The 21,684-nt window shown below is 47.8% G+C and carries 20 protein-coding genes, 8 tRNA genes and 1 pseudogene; 27 read left to right on the plus strand and 2 right to left on the minus strand.

The genetic code is table 11. From position 1 onward, the window contains the following. Nucleotides 1–14: 14 nt before the first annotated feature. The 25 genes and pseudogenes from KNO69_RS00005 (at nt 15) to KNO69_RS00125 (ending at nt 18,383) form a co-directional block, all read left to right on the plus strand. Nucleotides 15–89 (plus strand) — tRNA-Asn (locus tag KNO69_RS00005). Nucleotides 90–94: 5 nt separating this feature from the next. Next, nucleotides 95–169: transfer RNA gene (locus KNO69_RS00010), tRNA-Glu, on the plus strand. Nucleotides 170–173: 4 nt separating this feature from the next. After that, nucleotides 174–249, plus strand: a tRNA-Val gene (locus KNO69_RS00015). Between the two features lie 31 nt (nt 250–280). Further along, nucleotides 281–353: transfer RNA gene (locus KNO69_RS00020), tRNA-Thr, on the plus strand. A 6-nt stretch (nt 354–359) separates the two neighbouring features. Beyond that, a tRNA-Tyr gene (locus KNO69_RS00025) sits at nt 360–443 on the plus strand. A 5-nt stretch (nt 444–448) separates the two neighbouring features. After that, nucleotides 449–524 (plus strand) — tRNA-Lys (locus KNO69_RS00030). Between the two features lie 6 nt (nt 525–530). Then, nucleotides 531–605, plus strand: a tRNA-Gly gene (locus KNO69_RS00035). Nucleotides 606–623: 18 nt separating this feature from the next. Continuing rightward, nucleotides 624–699: transfer RNA gene (locus KNO69_RS00040), tRNA-Ala, on the plus strand. Between the two features lie 201 nt (nt 700–900). Beyond that, nucleotides 901–1,803, plus strand: a complete 903-nt coding sequence (gene rocF / locus KNO69_RS00045; protein ID WP_214815195.1) for an arginase — start codon at nt 901–903, stop codon at nt 1,801–1,803. Between the two features lie 130 nt (nt 1,804–1,933). After that, on the plus strand, nt 1,934–2,509 hold the full coding sequence (sigW, locus tag KNO69_RS00050; protein WP_012727640.1) for an RNA polymerase sigma factor SigW: 576 nt from the start codon (nt 1,934–1,936) through the stop codon (nt 2,507–2,509). Beyond that, entirely contained in the window at nt 2,506–3,141 is a 636-nt protein-coding gene (locus KNO69_RS00055; protein ID WP_214815197.1) for an RseA family anti-sigma factor, read from the plus strand. The genes sigW and KNO69_RS00055 overlap by 4 nt, the downstream gene beginning before the upstream one ends. A gap of 127 nt (nt 3,142–3,268) precedes the next feature. Continuing rightward, entirely contained in the window at nt 3,269–4,129 is an 861-nt protein-coding gene (gene cdaA / locus KNO69_RS00060) for a diadenylate cyclase CdaA (RefSeq protein WP_012727638.1), read from the plus strand. Further along, nucleotides 4,130–5,410 carry a CdaR family protein gene (locus KNO69_RS00065; protein WP_214815200.1) on the plus strand — a complete coding sequence of 427 codons (1,281 nt, stop codon included), beginning with the start codon at nt 4,130–4,132 and terminating at the stop codon, nt 5,408–5,410. Between the two features lie 36 nt (nt 5,411–5,446). Further along, on the plus strand, nt 5,447–6,805 hold the full coding sequence (glmM, locus tag KNO69_RS00070; protein ID WP_078147859.1) for a phosphoglucosamine mutase: 1,359 nt from the start codon (nt 5,447–5,449) through the stop codon (nt 6,803–6,805). A gap of 358 nt (nt 6,806–7,163) precedes the next feature. Beyond that, on the plus strand, nt 7,164–8,960 hold the full coding sequence (glmS, locus tag KNO69_RS00075; RefSeq protein ID WP_211782064.1) for a glutamine--fructose-6-phosphate transaminase (isomerizing): 1,797 nt from the start codon (nt 7,164–7,166) through the stop codon (nt 8,958–8,960). Between the two features lie 139 nt (nt 8,961–9,099). Continuing rightward, nucleotides 9,100–9,663 (plus strand): YdhK family protein, encoded by a 564-nt coding sequence (locus KNO69_RS00080; protein WP_214810676.1) that lies wholly within the window; start codon nt 9,100–9,102, stop codon nt 9,661–9,663. A gap of 115 nt (nt 9,664–9,778) precedes the next feature. Further along, entirely contained in the window at nt 9,779–10,258 is a 480-nt protein-coding gene (locus tag KNO69_RS00085; RefSeq protein WP_214815202.1) for a DUF2975 domain-containing protein, read from the plus strand. Between the two features lie 10 nt (nt 10,259–10,268). Next, entirely contained in the window at nt 10,269–10,487 is a 219-nt protein-coding gene (locus KNO69_RS00090; RefSeq protein ID WP_012727632.1) for a helix-turn-helix domain-containing protein, read from the plus strand. 83 nt (nt 10,488–10,570) lie between these two features. Continuing rightward, nucleotides 10,571–11,257 (plus strand): DUF975 family protein, encoded by a 687-nt coding sequence (locus tag KNO69_RS00095; protein WP_214685194.1) that lies wholly within the window; start codon nt 10,571–10,573, stop codon nt 11,255–11,257. A gap of 69 nt (nt 11,258–11,326) precedes the next feature. Then, entirely contained in the window at nt 11,327–12,283 is a 957-nt protein-coding gene (locus KNO69_RS00100; RefSeq protein ID WP_214815204.1) for an NAD(P)/FAD-dependent oxidoreductase, read from the plus strand. Nucleotides 12,284–12,369: 86 nt separating this feature from the next. Continuing rightward, nucleotides 12,370–12,813, plus strand: coding sequence for a MarR family winged helix-turn-helix transcriptional regulator (locus KNO69_RS00105; RefSeq protein WP_078147853.1), 444 nt, complete (start codon nt 12,370–12,372; stop codon nt 12,811–12,813). A 3-nt stretch (nt 12,814–12,816) separates the two neighbouring features. Continuing rightward, complete coding sequence (locus tag KNO69_RS00110; RefSeq protein WP_214815207.1) at nt 12,817–15,474, plus strand: MMPL family transporter; 2,658 nt, start codon at nt 12,817–12,819, stop codon at nt 15,472–15,474. A 165-nt stretch (nt 15,475–15,639) separates the two neighbouring features. Further along, nucleotides 15,640–17,097, plus strand: coding sequence for a methyl-accepting chemotaxis protein (locus KNO69_RS00115; RefSeq protein WP_214815209.1), 1,458 nt, complete (start codon nt 15,640–15,642; stop codon nt 17,095–17,097). A gap of 102 nt (nt 17,098–17,199) precedes the next feature. Continuing rightward, nucleotides 17,200–17,484, plus strand: a complete 285-nt coding sequence (locus KNO69_RS00120) for a putative quinol monooxygenase (protein ID WP_074035366.1) — start codon at nt 17,200–17,202, stop codon at nt 17,482–17,484. A 14-nt stretch (nt 17,485–17,498) separates the two neighbouring features. After that, nucleotides 17,499–18,383 (plus strand): annotated as a pseudogene (locus KNO69_RS00125) (VOC family protein). Between the two features lie 35 nt (nt 18,384–18,418). Here the strand turns inward: KNO69_RS00125 and KNO69_RS00130 are convergent. Next, a complete protein-coding gene (locus KNO69_RS00130) occupies nt 18,419–20,233 on the minus strand; it encodes an LTA synthase family protein (RefSeq protein ID WP_214815212.1) in 1,815 nt (604 codons plus the stop codon). A 177-nt stretch (nt 20,234–20,410) separates the two neighbouring features. On the opposite strand from KNO69_RS00130, the gene KNO69_RS00135 reads away from it, so the two are divergent. Then, complete coding sequence (locus KNO69_RS00135; RefSeq protein ID WP_214815214.1) at nt 20,411–20,602, plus strand: helix-turn-helix transcriptional regulator; 192 nt, start codon at nt 20,411–20,413, stop codon at nt 20,600–20,602. Nucleotides 20,603–20,605: 3 nt separating this feature from the next. Beyond that, entirely contained in the window at nt 20,606–21,073 is a 468-nt protein-coding gene (locus KNO69_RS00140) for a hypothetical protein (RefSeq protein WP_214815216.1), read from the plus strand. Between the two features lie 118 nt (nt 21,074–21,191). Here KNO69_RS00140 and KNO69_RS00145 read toward each other — a convergent pair whose 3' ends face one another. Beyond that, entirely contained in the window at nt 21,192–21,590 is a 399-nt protein-coding gene (locus tag KNO69_RS00145; RefSeq protein WP_074035393.1) for a VOC family protein, read from the minus strand. Nucleotides 21,591–21,684 lie beyond the last annotated feature (94 nt).

Below are 21,684 nucleotides of genomic sequence, written 5' to 3' on the forward strand. Positions count from 1 at the left end.
CCAGGCAAGATCGTTCCGCAATAGCTCAGTGGTAGAGCAACCGGCTGTTAACCGGTAGGTCGTAGGTTCAAATCCTACTTGCGGAGCCAATTTAGGCCCGTTGGTCAAGCGGTTAAGACACCGCCCTTTCACGGCGGTAACACGGGTTCGAATCCCGTACGGGTCACCAATATGGAGGATTAGCTCAGCTGGGAGAGCACCTGCCTTACAAGCAGGGGGTCGGCGGTTCGATCCCGTCATCCTCCACCATCTTTATTTATTACATCAAACCTATATATATGCCGGTGTAGCTCAGTTGGTAGAGCATCTGACTTGTAATCAGAGGGTCGAGGGTTCGAATCCTTTCGCCGGCACTCCTCGGGGGGGTAGCGAAGTGGCTAAACGCGGCGGACTGTAAATCCGCTCCTTCGGGTTCGGCGGTTCGAATCCGCCCCCCCCCACCAGGTTTGAGCCATTAGCTCAGTTGGTAGAGCATCTGACTTTTAATCAGAGGGTCGCAGGTTCGAGCCCTGCATGGCTCACCATTTTTTGCGGAAGTAGTTCAGTGGTAGAATACGACCTTGCCAAGGTCGGGGTCGCGGGTTCGAATCCCGTCTTCCGCTCCATACTCTTATCCCTGTATTGGGGCCTTAGCTCAGCTGGGAGAGCGCCTGCCTTGCACGCAGGAGGTCAGCGGTTCGATCCCGCTAGGCTCCACCATATGTTTTTTTCTTAAGTTAGTGATGACTTAAGTTTTTTTTTGCCTAAAACCATGAACCATTCAATTGAGAGTACAGAGAAAGGCAGCCTGCCACCATTCAGGCTGCCTTTTTGCATGTTTATTCATCATTCTGCCGAGTTGAACCAAACAAATGATAGCGTTTACAATTTAACTATCAAGCGTATAAAGGGGGAATGGCGATGCAATGGTCATATATTCACGTGCCGCTGCGTTACGGTCAGGGGAAATTAGGGGTCGATCAAGGACCGACAAAGTTAAATGAAATGGGGATGCAACAACTCCTTCCAACAGGAACGGTCAAACATACGATTCGTGTCTTGCCGGAATCTGAAATTCGAGAAAATGAAGAACATTTAAAACGGGTCGATGGTGTCCTGCATACCGTCACGGAATTAGCAGAAGTCGTACATCGTGAGATTTCAGAAAATCGATTCCCTTTGATCGTTGGGGGCGATCATAGTATGGCAATCGGTACTCTTGCTGGATTGGCTCAAACAGGTCCTTATGGAGTCATTTGGGTGGATGCTCACGCTGACTTGAATACAGGCGAAACATCACCATCGGGGAATATTCACGGAATGCCACTTGCGGCAGCGATGGGGATGGGCGACGTGCGTCTGACAGAAGTGGGCGGACGTGATCCGAAGCTATCATCAGAGCATTTAGTTTATATTGCCCTGCGTGATATCGATGAAGGAGAAATGAATGAAATCAATCGACTCGGCATCAAAGTCATTACAGTAGAAGAAGTACGTACGCGTGGCGTGGATGTCATCATGAAAGAGTCATTGAGTTATCTTCGTGAACGAGTAGACCGTTTTTATATCAGTTTCGATATGGATAGTCTCGATGCATCCCTCGTTCCTGGAACAGGTACACCGGTTGACGGCGGTTTAACAGAAGTCGAAGCCAAAGCGATTTTAAAAGAAGCGATGCAAGCAGAAGACTTGATCGCAGTAGAGCTCGTCGAGTTAAATCCGGCATTAGACCGGGATGACGTGACGGCTCAGTTGGCCTATCGCTTATGTGAAACGATTATAAAATCTAAAGAAAACCTGTTATTGGAAGGCGAAACCGTCTGATTTCCTTACAGTTTCCAAACCCGTTTGCTACAATGGGGATGGAAACTTTTTTTGATTTTTTTGAAACCATTTCAATATCAAGACGTATATAGAGATGACCGCATGTGTAGCGGAGAGGGGAAGTGGATTGATGGAACGGCTGACCACCCGTTTGGTTGATGAATTGAGGGCGGGGAATCACGATTCGTTTGCCGAACTGGTAGAACTATACAAGGATGGCGTCTTTGCAATCGCCTATAAAATTTTGTATGATCGCGGCGAAGCAGAGGACGCTGCCCAAGAGGCGTTCATTCGTGCCTATACACGAATCGATACGTATGACGCGCAATATAAGTTCAAAACATGGCTCTATCGAATCACGACAAACGTTGCCATCGATCGATTGAGGAAGCGGAAGCCGGAATATTCGATGGATGCCGAAATTGCGGGTACAGACGGTTTGACTTATCAAGACCACTTAGCTGATGAAGCGCCCCAACCCGATGCCCAAGTGGTTCATCGCGAAATTCGAAGTGAAATGCATGAGGCAATCAAGCAACTTCCAGACAAATATCGCATTCCGTTATTATTAAAATATGTGGATGATTTGTCGCTTAAAGAAATCAGCGTGATGATCGACATGCCGGTCGCAACGGTTAAGACAAGGATCTTCCGGGGAAGAGAAATGTTAAAAACAATCTTTCAAAATAGGGAGGGGTTCAATTGACTCCTGAAGAAAAAATACAACAATATTTGGAAGATGGCGTTTTGCCCGAAGAATCTGACGAATTGCGTCAATTGTTAGAGGACGATGAATTATATGAATCGTATCTACAATATGAACGAATCGACGCAGAACTGAAAGCATTGCCTCGTCCAAAAATATCAGCAGATTTTACGGCTCGAGTGATGGCCGCTTTACCTGAAACTCCTGCACAGACAGCACCTGATTCTGTCGTACCGTTATCAAAACCGGTTCGAAAAGAACGCAAACCGCACTCGAAACAAATGCTATGGTTGCAACGGCACCCAGGTTTGATTGCGGCCGTACTGTTCTTTAGTTTGATGTCTAGTGCGACACTCGGACTATGGAGCAGCGCTTCAGAGACGATGACCTATACAAAAGTACCAGGTGTGATCGTATCTGAGAATGAAGTCATTGTCCCGGCCGGTGTCACGGTTGAAAAAGACATCACGGTCCAAGGTGGCGATTTACGGATTGAAGGTACCGTCAATGGAAACGCGACAGCCGTCAATGGTCGTGCCTATTTAGCAAGTGCCGGTCAAGTGACAGGTGAACTCGAACAGATCGATCAGATGTTCGAATGGATTTGGTACTCGATGAAACAACTTTTCTAAAGACGCTTCCGGCGTCTTTTTTTCGTTTCAATCTGGTTTCGTTTTGACGTGACGCAATGCGTATCTATTGAAATGATGATATAATGGAATTTGCACGATTTAGCTAGGTAGTTGAGGAGGGGAGCATTTGCCGCTACTTGAACAAGTATCATTTTTCTCATTTTTAAATCTTTCAGAAAACGTACATTGGTACGATTATTTGAATGATGTTTTAGATATCGTCGTCGTCACGTATGTCATTTACAAGTTGATGATGATTGTGCGTGGGACAAAAGCAGTACAATTAATTAAAGGGATTTCCATCATTCTAGTCAGTTGGTTCTTGAGCGGTTTCTTCGGATTGAAGACGCTCCAGTTCTTGCTAAATCAGGTGATCACGTACGGTCTCCTCGGAATTATCATCATTTTTCAGCCAGAGTTGAGACGTGGTCTTGAACATCTCGGACGAACGAGTAACTTATTCAGTCGTACGGGAACAAGTGATGAGGAGCAACAACGACAAATGATTGAAGCCATCGTCAGTTCCGCACAGTACATGTCAAAACGGCGAATCGGTGCATTGATTGCGATTGAACGCGATACGGGATTAAACGAGTATGTGGAGACCGGCATTCGTATGGACTCGCATATCACATCCCAGTTGATTATTAACCTATTCATTCCGAATACGCCGCTTCATGATGGCGCGATGATTATTCAGGACGGGAAAATTGCGGCGGCAGCTTGCTATTTACCGCTTTCGGAAAGCCCGCACATCGATAAAGCCCTCGGGACACGTCACCGAGCAGCCATCGGGGTCAGTGAAGTGACGGATAGCGTCACTCTTACCGTCTCAGAAGAAACGGGAGCAGTCTCACTTGCAATCGCGGGCCGCTTGTATCGGGAACTAGACGAAGAAGCGCTTCGCAATAAATTAATTCAAGAACTCGTCATCGAAGAAAAAGAGGCGACCCTCTCGTTCTTCGGCAAAAAAGGAGGGGATAAGTAAGTGATTGATCAGTGGTTACAACATAAGTGGTTTCTCCGCTTCATCGCACTTGCTTTAGCCGTCCTTTTATACTTAATGGTCGCTGAGACCAGTTCTTCGAATAACGCATCTAGCGCATTGCCAATCGTCGGACAAAGTTCCATGACGCTCGATGTGCCGGTCGAAGTGTTTTTTGATGAGGTTCAGTATGTCGCATATAATGTTCCGGAAGAGATGGGTGTCGAGCTTCAAGGGCCATCTAGTAGTTTAACGATGACGAAATTGGTGAAAGATTATCAAGTGTTCGTCGATTTGACCAATCTTGGCACCGGATTCCATCGTGTCCCGGTCGAAGCGCGTGGATTCGGCGGAGACGTCAATGTCAAACTAGATCGAGAGACTGTCGAAATCTATATCGATCGGAAACAAACGATTGAAGTCCCTGTGTCCGTGAATCTGTTGAACAAAGATCAATTACCGGACGGAAAAGTCGCGGGCGATGTCGAAATCGAACCGTCGACTGTAAAAGTCACAGGTGGTGCGAGTCGGATTCAAAACGTCAAAGAAATCACGTTGAATGTGGATGTTGCCAATCAAAGTCAGACGTTCACACGAGAAATTCCACCGACCATTTTAGATGCGAATGGAAATCCGTTGAACGTGTCAGTCGATCCGAATATCATCAATGTCACCGTACCGATTTATGATGAGAGCGCGATGATTCCAATCGAGGTCGTCACGAGCGGAGAGGTGGCAGACGATTTCCGCTTAGTTGATACGTTGCTAGGTGAGACGGAAGTCCGTGTCTTTGCACCAAAAGCGGTGCTAGATGAACTCCAGCAAGTGGAGACAGAACCGATTGAACTTGACGATTTAACGAAGTCGGAAAAAGTGACCGCTACCCTTCGTCTTCCGGAAGGAGCGACTTCACTCGGTAAAAAAGAAGTAGAAGTCCAGGTGCTCGTTCGTCCAAATGATGAGACGAAAGATGACACGGGTGAATTGACAGAGCGGATTCGGTTGACCGTCCCAATCACTGTCCGTGGATATGACCGGACGAATTACACGATTCAAACGCAAGAAGTGGTCAGCGTGACGCTCTCGGGCAAACGTTCCCTTCTTGAAAGCATCTCATCAAACAGTGTCAACGTGACGTTAGATCTGACCGGATTGCCGAGCGGAACACATGCAGTCGATGCAGATTATGAAGTACCAAAAGGCGTGACCGTGATCTCGCCAAAGACAATCGATGTTCAATTGACGAGTGTCGATGAAGAAACAGAAACATCTTCCATTCAATAAAGATGTTCAATCATACAAAAGTGAGGATTTAATCTTATGGGTAAATATTTTGGAACAGATGGAGTTCGCGGTGTTGCTAACTCTGAGTTAACTGCGGAATTAGCATATCGTTTAGGTCGTGCGGGTGGCTACGTGTTGTCGAAACATTTGCCAGAAGGCGAACAGCCAAAAGTGTTGATCGGTCGTGATACACGGATTTCAGGACATATGCTTGAAGGTGCATTGATTGCGGGTCTTCTCTCAATCGGTGCAGAAGTGATGCGTCTCGGTGTCATTTCAACACCTGGAGTCGCTTACTTGACGAAATCGCTCGACGCGACGGCAGGTGTCATGATTTCAGCATCGCATAACCCTGTGGCGGATAACGGAATCAAATTCTTCGGTAGCGATGGTTTCAAATTAGACGATGCGACCGAGCAAGAAATTGAAGACATCTTAGATGCTGCGGAAGATACGCTCCCGCGTCCGACAGGTAAAGATCTCGGTTTCGTATCGGATTACTACGAAGGCGCGCAAAAGTATCTTCAAATGTTGAAACAAACGGTAGAAGAAGATTTTGATGGTCTTCACATCGCACTCGACTGTGCACATGGAGCGACGAGTGGCCTTGCGGCTCGACTGTTTGCAGACTTAGAAGCAAACGTGTCGACGATCGGAAACTCGCCAAACGGTTTAAATATCAATGAAGGTGTCGGGTCGACACACCCTGAGCATTTGGCTGAATTCGTCCGTGAAAAAGGAGCGGACATGGGCCTTGCCTTTGATGGGGATGGAGACCGTTTGATTGCGATTGACGAGAACGGTGAAATCGTCGACGGAGACAAGATCATGTATATTTGCGGGAAATACTTGAGTGAAAAAGGGCGTCTCAAAGACAACACGATTGTCGCGACGGTCATGAGTAACCTTGGTTTCCATAAAGCCGTTGAAGAAGCGGGCATGACGGCGCTTCAAACAGCAGTGGGTGACCGCTATGTCGTTGAAGAAATGAAAAAACATCAATATACACTCGGTGGCGAACAATCAGGTCATTTGATTTTCCTCGATCACTCGACAACGGGTGACGGTATGTTATCTGGTGTGCAATTGGCAGAAATCGTGAAATCGACAGGGCGTAAACTGTCTGAATTAGCGGCAGAGATGCCAGTTTATCCGCAAAAGCTCGTGAACATTCGTGTGACGAATAAAAACGATGCGATGAACGGAGAGCGTGTCTTGGCAACGATTCAAGAAGCGGAAGCGGAAATGGCCGGAAACGGTCGAATCCTCGTCCGTGCATCAGGTACAGAACCACTTGTTCGTGTCATGGCGGAAGCCCCGACAGCGGAAGAGTGTGACCGTTACGTTGAAAAAATCGCACAAGTCGTACGCGAAGATTACGGCGTAGACGGATAAAATTTTCGAAACCGGGAATAACACAAGGGAATCCACATCGGATTCCCTTTTTGTTTCCGTTTTGTCATCGAGAAAACAGCGGATTTTCTTGACGAATGGGGGTGTGATTTGTACTATTAAGAGCGTGACCTTGGAAACGGAAGGACACAAGAGTACGAACAAGCGCCAGAACTCTGCGGAGTTGACGAGGTTGGAGGTTATCGAGATTTCGGCGGATGCCTCCTCGTCGCCTGTCACGACGATAAGCATGCTTTTAAAACGCCCGGGCGACCGGACGGACAAAGAAGCGTGTACTGACAGCTCTTAGAAAAAGCCCGTTTCCTTTTTCGAGAAATCGAAGAATAGAGGAGATTTGTTTATGTGTGGAATTGTAGGAATGATTGGGAATACCGGAGCGAAGGAAGTCCTTCTCAAAGGTCTCGAAAAACTCGAGTACCGTGGTTATGACTCGGCAGGTCTTGCGTTGATGCATGAGAATGTCAACGTTCACAAAGAAGTCGGTCGCATTGCTGCGCTACGCGAAATCATCCCAGCAGAAGTAGACGGCACGATTGGAATCGGCCACACACGTTGGGCAACACACGGGGTACCGAGCGTACCGAACGCCCACCCGCATCAAAGCACGACAGGACGCTTCACGCTCGTCCATAACGGCGTAATCGAGAACGACGAGCTCATCAAGAAGACGCTCGACGTCCCGTTCCTTTCAGAGACGGACACAGAAGTCATCGTCCAGCTCATGGAGAAGCACTTCGTCGAGCTCGGCGATGTCGAGGCGGCGTTCCGTAAGACGCTTTCGGACCTCCACGGTTCGTACGCGATTGCGATGATCGACTCAGAGGACAAAGAGCGCCTCTATATCGGCAAGAACAAGTCGCCGCTCCTCGTCGGACTTGGTGACGGCACGTTCAACGTCGTCGCATCAGACGCGATGGCGATGCTCCAGGTGACAGACCAGTACCTCGAGCTCCACGATGGTGAGATCGTCATCCTCACACGTGAGTCGGCGACGATCAAGACGCTCGACGGCGAAGTACTCGAGCGTGCACCATACACGGCCGAGATCGATGCGTCAGACATCGAGAAGGGCACGTACGCGCACTACATGTTGAAAGAGATGGACGAACAGCCAGCCGTCATCCGTAACATCATCCAGCACTACCAGAACGAGAACGGCGACATCGAGCTCGCAGAAGGCGTGCGTGAACTCGTTTCGGAAGCAGACCGCGTCTATATCGTCGCATGTGGTACAAGTTACCACGCTGGTCTTGTCGGGAAGCAATTGATTGAGCGCGTTGCAGGTGTACCGACTGAAGTACACGTCGCATCAGAGTTCGGTTACAACATGCCACTTTTGACAGAGAAGCCACTCTTCCTCTTCATCTCACAATCAGGTGAGACAGCGGACAGCCGTGCCGTCCTCGTCGAAGTGAAAAAATTGGGCCATAAAGCGCTCACGTTGACGAACGTGGCAGGATCGACATTGTCACGTGAAGCGAACGAGACGATGCTCCTCCACGCCGGACCAGAAATTGCGGTCGCGTCGACGAAAGCATACACGGCACAGATTGCCGTCCTCGCGATTCTCGCATACGACATCGCTCGTGCGAACGGGAAGAAACTCCCGTTTGATCTCATGCAAGAACTTGCACTCGTTGCGACAACGATGGACTCGATCATGGCACAAAAAGAAATCTTTGAAGAGCTTGCAGATAAGTTCTTGAAAGAGTCACGTAACGCATTCTTCCTCGGACGTGGATTGGATTCATATGTAGGTCTCGAAGGCGCATTGAAGCTGAAAGAGATTTCATATATTCAAGCAGAAGGGTACCCAGGTGGGGAACTCAAACACGGTCCGATCGCCTTGATTGAAGACGGGACACCGGTCATCACGCTCGTGTCTCAACCAAACACACACCTCAACATCCGTGGAAACATCAAGGAAGTTGTGGCGCGTGGTGCCATCGCATGTACGATTTCAATGGAAGGAATGGAGCATGAGAACGACGCATTCGTTCTTCCACGTGTTGAACCACTTCTCACGCCACTCGTGACGGTTCTTCCACTTCAACTCATCTCGTACTATGCAGCACTCGCTCGCGACTGTGATGTCGACAAGCCACGTAACTTGGCGAAGTCTGTAACGGTTGAATAATGTCCAAGACCAAAATCTTTCGGGATTTTGGTCTTTTTTGTTGCAATGAGTTAACAAATCATCGTAATGTTCTCAAAAACGTCTGTTTCTTCAAAAGAGGGGGTAAAATCTACATGAGTATGAACAAAGGAGAGATTTGATGAAACAGAAGAAATGGATGACAGGTCTCGGTGTCATGATTCTCGCGACATCATTGGCCGCTTGTGGGGATACGGCAGAGGACACATCGATGGAGATGTCAGAAGAGCAAAGCATGGACCATTCAGCGATGGATCACTCCGGGTCTGGAGAAGTTCCAGACGGGCTGATGGAAGCCAGTGATCCGACTTTTCCAGTCGGATCAACCGCGATGATGACAGCGGATCACATGCCAGGGATGGAAGGCGTGGAGGCGACGATTGTCGGTGCATATGATACGACGGTCTACGCCGTCAGCTATACACCGACTACAGGTGGTGACCCGGTGGAGGATCACAAATGGGTGATTCACGAAGAACTGGATAATCCGGACGAGGCGCCTTTGTCTGAAGGGGATGAGGTCGTATTGGCCGCCGACCATATGGAAGGGATGGACGGCGCAGAAGCGACAATCGATACAGCGGAAGAGACGACCGTTTACATGGTTGATTACACGACCGAAGACGGGAAAGAGGTCACAAACCATAAATGGGTGACCGAAAGTGAATTAGAAGCAATGAAATGAATGTGATAGACCTCGAGTACATCTCGTGGTCTATTTTTTTCGATAAATATTTATTGATAAACGATAAATAGTGGCATATGATAAAGAAAATAAAACTAAATGAGGTGTTTGGCAGATGAAACGGGAAACCATTTTTTTGAAACTAGCAGTGATTGTCTTGTCGCTCCCGATTCTTGCGGCCTGTATCTTTTTACTACCGTTTCTTTGGCGAGACGCAACCGAGAGCGGGGGATGGATTGCGAATTCGATGCGTCCGATTGTTATCGGGATGTATGTGGCGGCAGTTCCCTATTTTATGGCTTTGTTCCAGACGTTTACCTTACTTGGATTGATTGACCGGAACGAGGCATTCTCCTATCGGTCGGTGAAAGCACTTCGTGTCATTAAATATTGTGCGTTGACCATCACGGCCATCTATATGGCGACACTCCCGTTCTTCTATTGGTTCGCTGAGCGTGACGACTCGCCAGGATTTTTAGTCATCGGATTCGTCTTCGTGTTCGCCGCATTTGTCATTGCCGTCTTTGCTGAGTTGTTACAGAAATTATTGAAGCGAGCCATCGATATGAAACAAGAAATCGATTTGACGGTCTGAGGTGAGAAAAATGGCGATGATTGTGAATCTAGATGTGATGTTAGCGAAGCGGAAAATGAGTGTGACAGAGCTGTCGGAACGGGTCGGGATCACCATGGCGAACTTGTCGATTTTAAAGAATGGAAAAGCGAAAGCGATTCGTTTTTCGACGCTCGAAGCAATTTGTGAAGCGCTCGACTGTCAACCGGGGGACATACTAGAATATCGAGCGGACGAACGAGCAGAGTGAATCTCTGCTTTTTTGTGTGAACATGAAACGTATTTGAACGATATAGCGTATATAAAATAAATCATTCAGGGGGAGACTAGAAGATGGTTCAAACATGGACAGAACGGACACACGAAGCAATTAATGGGAAACGAGGTCGACTGTTAATCTGGTCGTTTCTCTGTGCCGTTATATTAGAATCTAGCGCATTGCTCGATCCGACACTTTACGGGGCGAAAGCCGATTCAGTACAGGCGATTGTATTCCTTTTATGTACAATTGTTGTATCCTTCATGCTATATCCAATCATCATTGGGTATCACTGGGTCATTCTTTCAATCATTCGCGGACAAGACGCGCAGTTCCGTGACGTGTTTCGACCGATGAAAGAACGATTTGGTAAGCATGTGACTGCAGTCATCCTACTAGCCATCTTCCAGACGCTTTGGACACTATTGTTCATTGTTCCAGGAATCATGAAGTTCTTCTCTTACGCGTTCACGTACTTTATTTTGCGAGATGAGCCAGCATTATCGGTCAGAGAATCGATCACGAAGTCACGCGCGCTGATGCATGGTCAGAAGTGGGACGCATTTAAACTAATTTTGCCGTTCATCCCGATTTATTTGATTGGCTTCACGTTATTTACGGTCGTCAATTCGGTTTTACTTGCTGCATTCTCCCTATCGATTGCGACGGTTCTCATTCGTCCATTCGTCGTTTCGCGTTTCGCTGTCATGTATGAAGACTCGCGTCGGGCGTACGACGAACAATGGAACAAGCCAGCCTGAAGCATATCAAACAGAGGGTAAATTGAAGGAACGTGCTACAATCTTCATGAAGAGAAAGGGGAATGCGGAATGAAGATTGGGATCATCGGGGCCGGTCTGAGCGGAATCATCGCAGCGCGTGAACTCGCGCGTCAAGGTCATGACGTCGAATTGGTTGAAAAGAGTCGAAGCGTCGGGGGACGCTTGGCGACGCGTCGAATCGGTGATGGACGGGCAGACCATGGCGCGGTATATTTCACGGTGCGTGGAGAAGAGCTCGAACGAGAGGTACAGTCGTGGATGAATGCAAACTGGGTGCGGGTCTGGTATGCCGACCCTTATCCACGTTATGTCGCGATTGATGGGATGAATGCCCTCGCTAAGCGTTTGTCTGAAGATTTGACCGTACAATTGAATGAACGAGTGGAGAACGTTCAAGTAGAAGAAGACGGAACCGTCACAGTCAAGACAGACGTGACGACACGTTCCTATGATCGACTCGTGATGACGGCACCGCTTCCACAGTCATTCGAACTACTAGGGAGTTTGGTCGACCAGATCAAACCCGCGCTACTTCGTCTCGTATATGCGCCGACGTTCGTCGGTCTTTTTGAATGTGCCGGTGATGTGCAGATTGGAGCAGACGGTATTCTCGATCAAGAACTGGTACCTGGTGTATTAAAAATCGTCGATAATCGCCAAAAAGGAATCTCTGCGACACCACTCGTAAGTGTCTATATGGAAGAGGCGTGGAGTGAGGCGTGGTATGAGCGACCGGAAGCAGAGACACTTGCTGAAATAGAGCGGTTAGTGCGTGAAGAAGTCGGAGACCTCGGTATCCAATCACGGCAGTTAAAACGTTGGCGTTACGCGCAAGCGAAAGATATATGGCATGAGCCGTTTTATCAAGTAAGCCATCATCCCATCTATTTAGCAGGGGATGTCTTCCTTGAAGCTGATGATCCATCCGGACGAACGCGATTCGAAAGTGCCTATCTGTCTGGGTTACGTGTGGCAGAAACCATCGAAAAGAACATGGGCCGATAAGGGCATCCCTTATCGGTCTTTTTATTTGACGCTATTTAGTTTAGGGCATAAACTATAACCATCTAGTTTAGGGGGGTAAACTAAAAATGAAAGCATTGATGCGTGAAGCGGTGCAGCTGTTTGAAGAAGTGATGTTCCATGGGACGGAACATGTCATCGAAGCGATGGAGGGAGACGTATGGCGCGAGTATTCGCGTGAACAGCTCCAACTGTTGAAGTTACTCGATCAGTTTGGACCAACTCCTGCTGGGCAATTGGCGCAAAAACAAGGTGTCCATAAAAGTGCGGTTTCGAATCGCCTGAAAAAGTTGGTCGAAAAAGGACTCGTCACGAGTCGACGAGGACAAGATCAACGGGAACGATTGATTGAATTGACCCCAGAAGGGAAACGGCTCGTCGAAGAAGTGGACGGTGCCGTCTATCGATATGTGGAATCCCTCATCGATGGAGAAGTAGACGAAATTGAAATCGAGCAGTTTGTTCGGACGTTCCGAAAAATAAAGCAATTGCTCCGAATCGGGGAGGAATAACACATGCATAAAATCATTCAATGGCGCTGGGGAATTTTCATTTCCCTCATCGTATTGACGGCAGCATTATTTGTCGCAGCACCGAACTTAACGAAACAAGCAGAAGAGGCAGGGAGCTTCCAACTTGCGGACGACATGGACTCACAACGCGCACAAGCGATTTTAGATGAAGCCGGGAAGAGTGACAAGACCATCTCCCTCGTCTATGAGTTTGAATCAATCGGAGAGACGGAGCGAACAGATGTCGCACGTGTCATCGAAGAACTTAAACAAAACGAAACGGTCGTGACGGATGTTCTCAATCCGTTTAAAAGTGAAGAGACAGAGGCACAGCTTGTCTCGGAAGACGGACGCATCGTCCTCGTCCCCATCACGGTAGAAGGTACGACGGAAGAAATCAATGCGTTTGCTGATGATGTCCGTGAAAACGTGCTCCCGCAAGAGGAGACAGTATATATCACCGGGGAAGAAATCATTAACAATGATGTGAATCTAAGTGCACAGGAAGGGTTGAAAAAGACAGAGATCATCACGGTCGTGTTGATTTTTGGATTACTCCTTCTCGTCTTCCGTTCCATCGTGACCCCGTTCATCCCGCTCATTGCGGTCGGATTCACGTATCTGTTGAGCCAATCCTTTGTCGCGTTCTTCGTGGATTGGTTCGGGTTCCCGGTGTCGAACTACACGCAGATCTTTCTTGTCGCCATCTTGTTCGGGATTGGGACAGACTACTGTATCCTGCTTCTTAGCCGTTATAAAGAAGAACTCAGTGCAGGACATGCCATCGAAGACGCCATCGTCAATACGTACAAGACGGCAGGACGGACGGTCCTCATCAGTGGGCTCGCGGTCTTCGTCGGTTTTGCCGCCATCGGATTTGCTGATTTTCCAATCTTTAAATCAGCGGTCGCCGTCGCAGTCGGGATTGCGGTGTTGCTGCTGATTCTCTTCACGGTCGTCCCATTCTTTATGGCGACGCTCAAACAGCGACTGTTTTGGCCGTCGAAAAAGGCAGGCGAGCATCATGACAGCAAGCTTTGGGCTAGCTTGAGCCGATTGTCGGTCAATCGCCCGTTCTTTTCGATTTTGGTCGTCGGGTTGATCACAGTACCTGTCTTATTCACATATGACGATGCCCGTTCGTTCAATACGGTCGATGAGATTGGAGACGGCTACGATTCGGTTCGTGGACTGAATTTGATCTCAGAAGGGTTCGGTCAAGGGGAATCCCTTCCGGTACAAGTCATTTTGAGACAAGATCAAGCCATTACAGAATCAGAAGTTCCCTATATCGAAAAGTTTGCAAGTGAGCTTGAAAAAGTTGAAGGTGTGAATGGTGTCCGTGCGCTCACACGTCCGACTGGTGAAATCATCGACGATTTTTATGTCGATACGCAGCTCAGTGAAGTCAGCGATGGCTTGTCTGAAGCGCAGACGGGTCTCGGGGATGTTCAAACTGGATTGAATGAGATTGAGCAAGGATTGAACGCAATCGTCGAGCAATTGCCAAGTGGTTCAACCAATGCCGGGGCACCGCTTGCAGAAGCAGCAGCGGGACTAAATCAGTTGAATGGTCAACTTGGTCTCATTGGGCAAGGATTGACAGCGACTCAAAACATCCCGGCCGCAGTCGGACAGCTCGGTCAAGTATCAGCTGGCCTCACACAAATTGAGTCAGGAATCAACGAAGCGGCGTCCGCATTAAATGCACAAGGTTCTCAGGTCGGTGAACTTGGTAGCGGGTTAGCGCAACTGGCGACAGGTGTCGCGGAAGCGAACGACGGGCTAGGACAAATTGAGTCTGGTCTCGGCGAAGCCGTTTCGTTCTTACAACAGTTGAGTGAAGCAGATGCGCTTCGGGAGACAGGCGTGTATCTTCCGGAAGGGACGCTCACATCAGATGAGTTCTCACCTGCAGTCGAACGATATGTCTTCGATGAAGGAATGGCGACTCAGCTCGAGGTCGTCTTAGAGATGGACCCGTATTCGCCAGAAGCGATTGATACCGTTGAGACAATCAAAGAGACGATGAATCGTGCCGTGACGGGAACACCGTATGCGGATGCGACCATCGGATATGCCGGGATCTCAAGTATCAATAGCGATTTAAATGAAACATCGACGAATGATTTCAATCGAACGGTAGCCATCATGCTCGTGACGTTGTTCATCGTTTTGACAGCACTGTTCCGCTCGATGATCATGCCACTCTACATGATTGCTTCGCTTCTCTTGACGTACTATACGTCAGCGGCAATCACAGAGCTAATCTTTGTAGAAGGACTCGGCTATGACGGGATTAGCTGGGCCGTTCCGTTCTTTGGATTTGTCATGTTGATTGCCCTTGGAATTGACTACTCCATCTTCTTGTTAGATCGATTCCGAGAAGAAACAATCAATGGGAAGACGGTCCGTGAGGCGCTCATCCACTCGATGACGAAGATGGGTACCGTCATTATGACCGCCGCGGTCATCCTCGCCGGGACGTTCGGTGCCATGATTCCGTCAGGCGTGCTCAGTCTCGTCCAGATCGCGACAATCGTCATCACCGGTTTGTTGCTATACGGATTGATTGTGTTACCGCTGCTCATCCCGGCAATCACCGTCTCCTTCGGGGACGGGGTATGGTGGCCATTTAAACGGAAAGTTGAAGATAGATAATTGTGAGGGATTCATAGGACAACAAGTGCAGCGAATGCTGGCATATGTTGTCCTATTTTTATTTGTTGAGTCAATACAAAACTGCGAGAAATGGATTTAAAAATTTTCGGCATGTGTCGATAAATACATATAGACTCTTACTTTTATTGAAAGAAGGCAACAATCATGGTAAATCATTTTGAGAAAATGAGCTCGTTACTCGTATCGCGGATGATAATCATTTTGTTTTTCCTTTCTTATCCGATCATGGGTGTTTTGTATTGGATGGGGGAGCTCGCGGGGCAAGGCGCAGTCAATTTTATTCTGATAGGTGGTGTCATTCAAGCCGCATCATGGCTGGGCCATCGCTTCTATGTGGAACATACTTGGTTGAAGTATGGGCTCGTCACGTTGATGTACATTGCAGCTTCAGCAATTATCTTGACGCTGCCAGGTACTGCGATTCAAAATATCGTCTTTCTGTATATCGTATTGATGTTGATGTACTTGAATCGGCATCTTGTGCTGTACGGCAGCATTCTCGCGCTTATCGTATCGGTCGGAGCTGTATTGATTGGGCGCTTTTCATTTGAAACGCCGCTCGATCTCGTCATTTGGTTCACTGTGCTCACAATGGCTTTGTCTGGCGCCTACTTCGTTTCTTTCTTTGGGGCAAAATTATTACACGAGACGTTTACACAACAACAACAAGCTGAACAGCATGCGAGTGAGGTCGAACTCACCATGGCGAAGACGACAGCGAGTGCGACAACGCTTCATGGCGCGGTATTTACAATGAATGATTCCGTTGATTCCGTCACGAACGCCTCAGAACAAGTCACGGCCCAAATTGGTTCGATGACAAAACGAACGTCTGAACAAGCAATTTTGATTCAGAATATCGCCTCACAAATTCAATCCACTGTACAGGCGTTTGAACGGATGCAACAACAGCTTCAAGAAACAACCTCGCACGTGAACGGTGTCTTACAAGACGCTCAACTATCACATGACAATATGGATTCGACAGAACGGTCGCTTGCTGAGCTGAACTTAAGTATCGGTGAAGTGAATCTAGCCTTTAAAGGATTGGCGGAGCGTTTCCAAGAAGTGCGGACCATCACGGATACGATTCAGCAAATCTCGTCTCAGACGAACTTGTTGTCTCTTAACGCTTCAATTGAGGCGGCACGAGCAGGTGAACACGGAAAAGGGTTTGCCGTCGTCGCGACGGAGATTCGAAATTTGTCCGCTCAAACGGCACAAGCATCAGCTCAGATTAATGACATTATCCAACTCGTCATGCAAGAGGTACAAGTGACGGAACGTGCCATCGATGGCAGTACAGAACGTCTATCGACGCAGGAAGAACAAGTCCGTAAGAGTGGGGCGTCGATCCTTTCCATGATTCAAACGACAAATACGGTCGCAGGAACAGTAGATGAGACGTCGAGTCAGCTCCAAATCGCCGCCGCAGAATTACACAAAGTCCATCAAGTGACGGGTGATATGACGGCGTTGACGATGGCACTCGAAACGAACAGCCAAGACGTTCATGTGTTGACGATTTCACAACAAGAAGCGTTAGCTTCGTTGAAAGATCAAATTGAAGAACTGAACGAGATTGCGAACGAACTCGTCTAAACGATGGACACGCCTTTACAAATCGGCGTGTCCATTTGCGTATACATCTCTTCTAAAACGGGAAAAGTATTGCGTTCATGTAAAACGGAGGAGGAATTTGCAATGGAAATCGTGATTACCGCTGTATTAAAGGCATATCCGGGGAAAGAGGAAGAGTTAAGGCAAGCGCTCGATGAAGTCATTTCCCCATCGAGACAAGAAGAAGGATGTTTGACGTATGTGCTCCATGAGTCAATCGATGCCCCGGGCACGTTCGTGTTCTATGAGAAATATCGGGACGAGACGGCGCTCGACGCGCATATCCATTCAGCCCATTATCAGGCGTACCGGAAACGAGTGGAGACATTGCTCGCCGTGAGAGACGTGTATCGTCTACGTGAAGTCTGAAAGGAGGAAATCTAATGATTACCCAATCGATTATCCCGTGTATTTGGTTCGAAAGTCACGTCGAAGCGATTGCGGGGTGGTACGTCTCGAAGTTTCCCGATTCGTTCATCGACTATACGACGAAACTGATGGATACGCCTTCAGGTGAGACGACGATTGTGACCGTTTCGCTGTCGGGACAGTTCTTGCAACTGCTTGGGGCGGGTCCGTTGAAGGACCGCAATCCCTACATCTCGTACATGGTCACGTTCCCGACGTCGGAAGAAGTGGATACGCTTTGGGGCGAATTGAGTGAGGGGGCAGAGGTGCTCATGCCGCTTGACACGTATGATTTCAGCGCGCGCTATGGCTGGTTGAAAGACAAGCACGGGGTATCCTGGCAAATCATGCATAGCGGCGGGATGGACATCCAGACGGTGACCCCATGCTTTTTGTTCGTCGGGGACGTCTTTGGTCATGCTGAAGCGGCGATGAATGACTGGATTTCGATTTTCCCGGATTCTTACGTGCTGGAAGACCATATGATTCGTTACGGGGGGACAGACGGCCCGAAGTTGGAAGGGAAGCTCAATTACGCCCGCTTCGTCTTGTCCGGACGCGAGTTCGTCACCATGGACAGCGCGGAAAATCATTAATTCGCGTTCAACGAGATGCAGTCGCTGATTGCGTTTTGTGAGTCGCAAGAAGAAGTCGATTCGTACTGGGAGCGGCTATCGGCTGTACCGGAAGCAGAGGAGTGTGGTTTGCTGAAAGATCGCTATGGCGTCTCCTGGCAAATCATCCCGTGGGAAATGGAAGAGATGATGACGGTAGGTTCGCAAGAGCAGATTGAACAGGTCGTACAGGCATGTCTGCCCATGAAAAAGCTTGATATCGCGACATTGCGTAAAGCTTACTGAACAAAACTCCCGAGACAAATAGCTCGGGAGTTTTTTCATGGACTCATTTGCGAGAGGGCATCTTTCTCGATGATGGTATCCGAGAGCCGGAGCTGACTGGCCGCGCGGTCGATGTAAGGGGCGCATCGATCGAATGCGACTTGTTCTTCCGTCTCAATGGAATAGCATGTGCCGTTACCAGCACGTTCGGTCAAGTCTGGTTCATAGTAATGATCTTCGTATCGGAAAGCGCCCGTCCGAAAGACGGTTAGATTTGACGTATCATTCAATAAGGAGTCGCCAAGCATATATGCTGGAGAGATTCCAAGTAAATCGAGAATCGTCGGGGCGATATCGATTTGTCCACCACTCGCCTCCATGACTTCTCCTGTCATCGGTCCAGGTGGTTTGATGAAGAGAGGGACAGCACGGTCAAGTTGAAACGCGTCAACCGTCGAATCCACTTCTTCGAGGGTAGCCATCTCTTCTCCTGGTGCCGTCAGACCGCTATCGTGGTCACCATACATGACGAGAAGCGTCTCATCCCAGAAACCATCTTGTTTCAATCGTTCGATGAACTGACCGACAGCGGCATCGACGAAATGAACGGTATGGTAATAGTTTTCGAGAAGGGGATCGTCGATATCAGATAGGTCCAACCGCTTCTCGTCTTCCGGGATATCGTACGGTGTATGACTCGTTAAAGCGACTAAAAATGCGTAAAATGGTTCATCCAACTCTTCCATAAATCCGACCGACGTATTTAAGAATTCTTGGTCGTTGAGTGCCATCCCGATGATGCCTTGGTCGGGGTAGTCTTTGTCGCTGAAGAAATGATTGAACCCGATGTTGTCGTAAAAATCATCTCGATTCCAAAAGTCTTTTCTGAAAGAATGCATGGCTGCCGTATCGTAGCCCGCCTCATTCAAGGATTGAGAAAGCGCGCTGAATTGATTTCCCGGGAAACGCGTGTAGACGGAACCAGATTTGACAGGATAAAGTGACGTGTTGACGATGAACTCTGCATCAGACGTTCGCCCTTCATGCGTTTGATGATACACGTTCGGGAAGTAAAGCATGTCACGTCGCAATCGGTTCAAATTCGGGGTCAGTTCCTGTCCATCAATCTGTTGATCGATGACGGATGTTTGGAATGATTCGAGTTGTAAAACGATAACGTTCGTATCTGGACTTGGGGCACTTAATTCTTGATAAGAGAGTGCTTGAATTTGAGAACGCTCTTCGTCTGTCAGGGCTTCGTTCCATCCCATAGCACGTTCGACGCCTCGGGCGACATCCATCGCATGATAGCCCCAAAATCCAAGATGATAGTATTCACGCATATTCGAGATGGGGTCGTCTGCGATCCACTTTTCTCCACGCTGATAACTGAGGGTGAGCGGAATCGTGAAAAGAAGAAACCCGAGTGTGAAGCCAGCGAGCGCCAATCGTCTTCCGTTCCGCTTTCCTCCACGGACAGGATGACGTTTCATATAACGCAAAATCAAACCGTAGATGATGAGGTCGATGAAGAAGAACGCATCGATTGGGCGGATGAGCGTCAAGAAGCCACCCCCGACATCTCCCATCTGCCCGATATCAGATAGTAAGGCGACGGATAATAAGTCTTCAAAATAGCGATAGTACCAGACGTCCGAGACGAGCAGGGTACTGTGCAGGAACAGAGAAACGTATAAAATCCATCGGCGGATCGGATAAGACACGGCGAGTGCCCAACTCGTCAGGAGCAAAATCGTCGCCAAATTGATTAGGAAAAACGAGAAGTCGAACGCCGTCGCGGTCAACCAGCTAAAAAAGAAGAGCTTTGCCAGAGAGAGTGACAAGTAGCTCCAATAATCGAGATATTTCATTAGTGATCTCCTAACTCAAGATGTAGTTACTGTATCCTTTCCTTTCTTATGAACAGAGAAAACGTAGAAAGTGTGATGGAGATTCATTCGTAATCAAAAATATGTAATATATATATTGCGTTAATGGAATATATATATTACATTTTAGGTATTGCGCAACTAAATTAGGAGACAGACATGGGAAATAGAGTAAAAGAACATCGAGTAGAAAAGAATCTTACTCAAACCGATTTGGCAGAGGCAATCGGTGTGACTAGACAGACAATCGGTTTAATCGAAGCAGATAAATATAATCCTTCGTTGAAGCTCTGTATTGCCATTGCGAGGGTTCTTTGCGTCACGTTAAATGATTTATTTTGGGAGGAGTAAAAGATGAAAAAATCATGGGTCACAATGTTTTTACCAAATGACGAATATAAAGAAAGGCGGATATTGTACTTTATAGCCGAGGCTTTCGTTTTGTTCATTGGATTTTTGGGAGTAGTCGTTCTATTGAATAGATTTTCAGGTATATTCAACACTGAGTCTTCATATATTTTATTGAGTGTTATAGCAATTCTAAGTCTCTATGTATGGATTCGTTATATTGTCTCAGGTATGGAGTATGCAAACGTTGTTGAGAAATCTGAATATAAAATGGAACTAAGGAAACTGATTGGTTCTACATCGAAGTTTGCTGTTTTGTTTGCTGGAGTGGCAATAGCATTAAAGGTGACAGGTGTAGTGATTTATTCTTGGGTGGACTTGTTAGCAATGACACTTCTTTCAAATGGGTTACTTCTGGTCGCACAATTCATTTCACTTCAACGGTCATTTAGAAAAAATCGTGAGCTTTCATGACCGAGGTGATGCATTCGTTTTACTTCAAATAGGACATCTATGTCTTTAAGAGTGCATAACAAAACCAGGTCCCATGCAAACATGGACCTGGTTTTGTTAGATAACTGTGAAGCTCTGATTATGTAATCTCGAACGTATCACGCAGTTCAATGATGGTTCCTTCCGGTGCTTTTAATTTACTTAAATGTCCATCGACGACGAAGTAGATGTTGCCACCGTGCTTCGGTAAAAACGTGACGCCGAGTTGTTCGAGTCGTGCGACTTCCGCTTTGAGGTCATCTACATAGAGGGCGAAATGGACGGGACCGGCCGCATGTTTCGAGTAGTCTTGTAACGTTTCATCCGCTTTAGCAGTCTGGAGCTCAATATAAAAATCACCGAGCTTGAGCCAACTGTTGAAGTCACGCGTATGAAAGTTTGGCGACTCCTGGACGAGTTCAAAACCGAGCGCTTCGTAAAATGACTTCGATGCGGCATAATCCGGGGTTTGGATACAGATATGATGGATTTGTTTCATTGGTTGTTTCCTTTCGTTTGCAACTCTTTCACTCGATCACGGTGGAACGGGGAAGTCAATTCTTCTGAGATGAGGCTGATCGTATGTCCATCCG

The organism is Exiguobacterium sp. s131 (assembly GCF_018617345.1).
GTDB lineage: Bacteria > Bacillota > Bacilli > Exiguobacteriales > Exiguobacteriaceae > Exiguobacterium > Exiguobacterium profundum.

Excerpts from the sequence above, each read along its gene's own strand:
- rocF (WP_214815195.1), top strand. The coding sequence starts at position 901 with ATGCAATGGTCATATATTCACGTGCCGCTGCGTTACGGTCAGGGGAAA.
- sigW (WP_012727640.1), top strand. The coding sequence starts at position 1,934 with ATGGAACGGCTGACCACCCGTTTGGTTGATGAATTGAGGGCGGGGAAT.
- glmM (WP_078147859.1), top strand. The coding sequence starts at position 5,447 with ATGGGTAAATATTTTGGAACAGATGGAGTTCGCGGTGTTGCTAACTCT.
- glmS (WP_211782064.1), top strand. The coding sequence starts at position 7,164 with ATGTGTGGAATTGTAGGAATGATTGGGAATACCGGAGCGAAGGAAGTC.
- KNO69_RS00080 (WP_214810676.1), top strand. The coding sequence starts at position 9,100 with ATGAAACAGAAGAAATGGATGACAGGTCTCGGTGTCATGATTCTCGCG.
- KNO69_RS00085 (WP_214815202.1), top strand. The coding sequence starts at position 9,779 with ATGAAACGGGAAACCATTTTTTTGAAACTAGCAGTGATTGTCTTGTCG.
- KNO69_RS00090 (WP_012727632.1), top strand. The coding sequence starts at position 10,269 with ATGGCGATGATTGTGAATCTAGATGTGATGTTAGCGAAGCGGAAAATG.
- KNO69_RS00095 (WP_214685194.1), top strand. The coding sequence starts at position 10,571 with ATGGTTCAAACATGGACAGAACGGACACACGAAGCAATTAATGGGAAA.
- KNO69_RS00100 (WP_214815204.1), top strand. The coding sequence starts at position 11,327 with ATGAAGATTGGGATCATCGGGGCCGGTCTGAGCGGAATCATCGCAGCG.
- KNO69_RS00105 (WP_078147853.1), top strand. The coding sequence starts at position 12,370 with ATGAAAGCATTGATGCGTGAAGCGGTGCAGCTGTTTGAAGAAGTGATG.
- KNO69_RS00110 (WP_214815207.1), top strand. The coding sequence starts at position 12,817 with ATGCATAAAATCATTCAATGGCGCTGGGGAATTTTCATTTCCCTCATC.
- KNO69_RS00115 (WP_214815209.1), top strand. The coding sequence starts at position 15,640 with ATGGTAAATCATTTTGAGAAAATGAGCTCGTTACTCGTATCGCGGATG.
- KNO69_RS00120 (WP_074035366.1), top strand. The coding sequence starts at position 17,200 with ATGGAAATCGTGATTACCGCTGTATTAAAGGCATATCCGGGGAAAGAG.
- KNO69_RS00130 (WP_214815212.1), bottom strand. The coding sequence starts at position 20,233 with ATGAAATATCTCGATTATTGGAGCTACTTGTCACTCTCTCTGGCAAAG.
- KNO69_RS00135 (WP_214815214.1), top strand. The coding sequence starts at position 20,411 with ATGGGAAATAGAGTAAAAGAACATCGAGTAGAAAAGAATCTTACTCAA.
- KNO69_RS00140 (WP_214815216.1), top strand. The coding sequence starts at position 20,606 with ATGAAAAAATCATGGGTCACAATGTTTTTACCAAATGACGAATATAAA.
- KNO69_RS00145 (WP_074035393.1), bottom strand. The coding sequence starts at position 21,590 with ATGAAACAAATCCATCATATCTGTATCCAAACCCCGGATTATGCCGCA.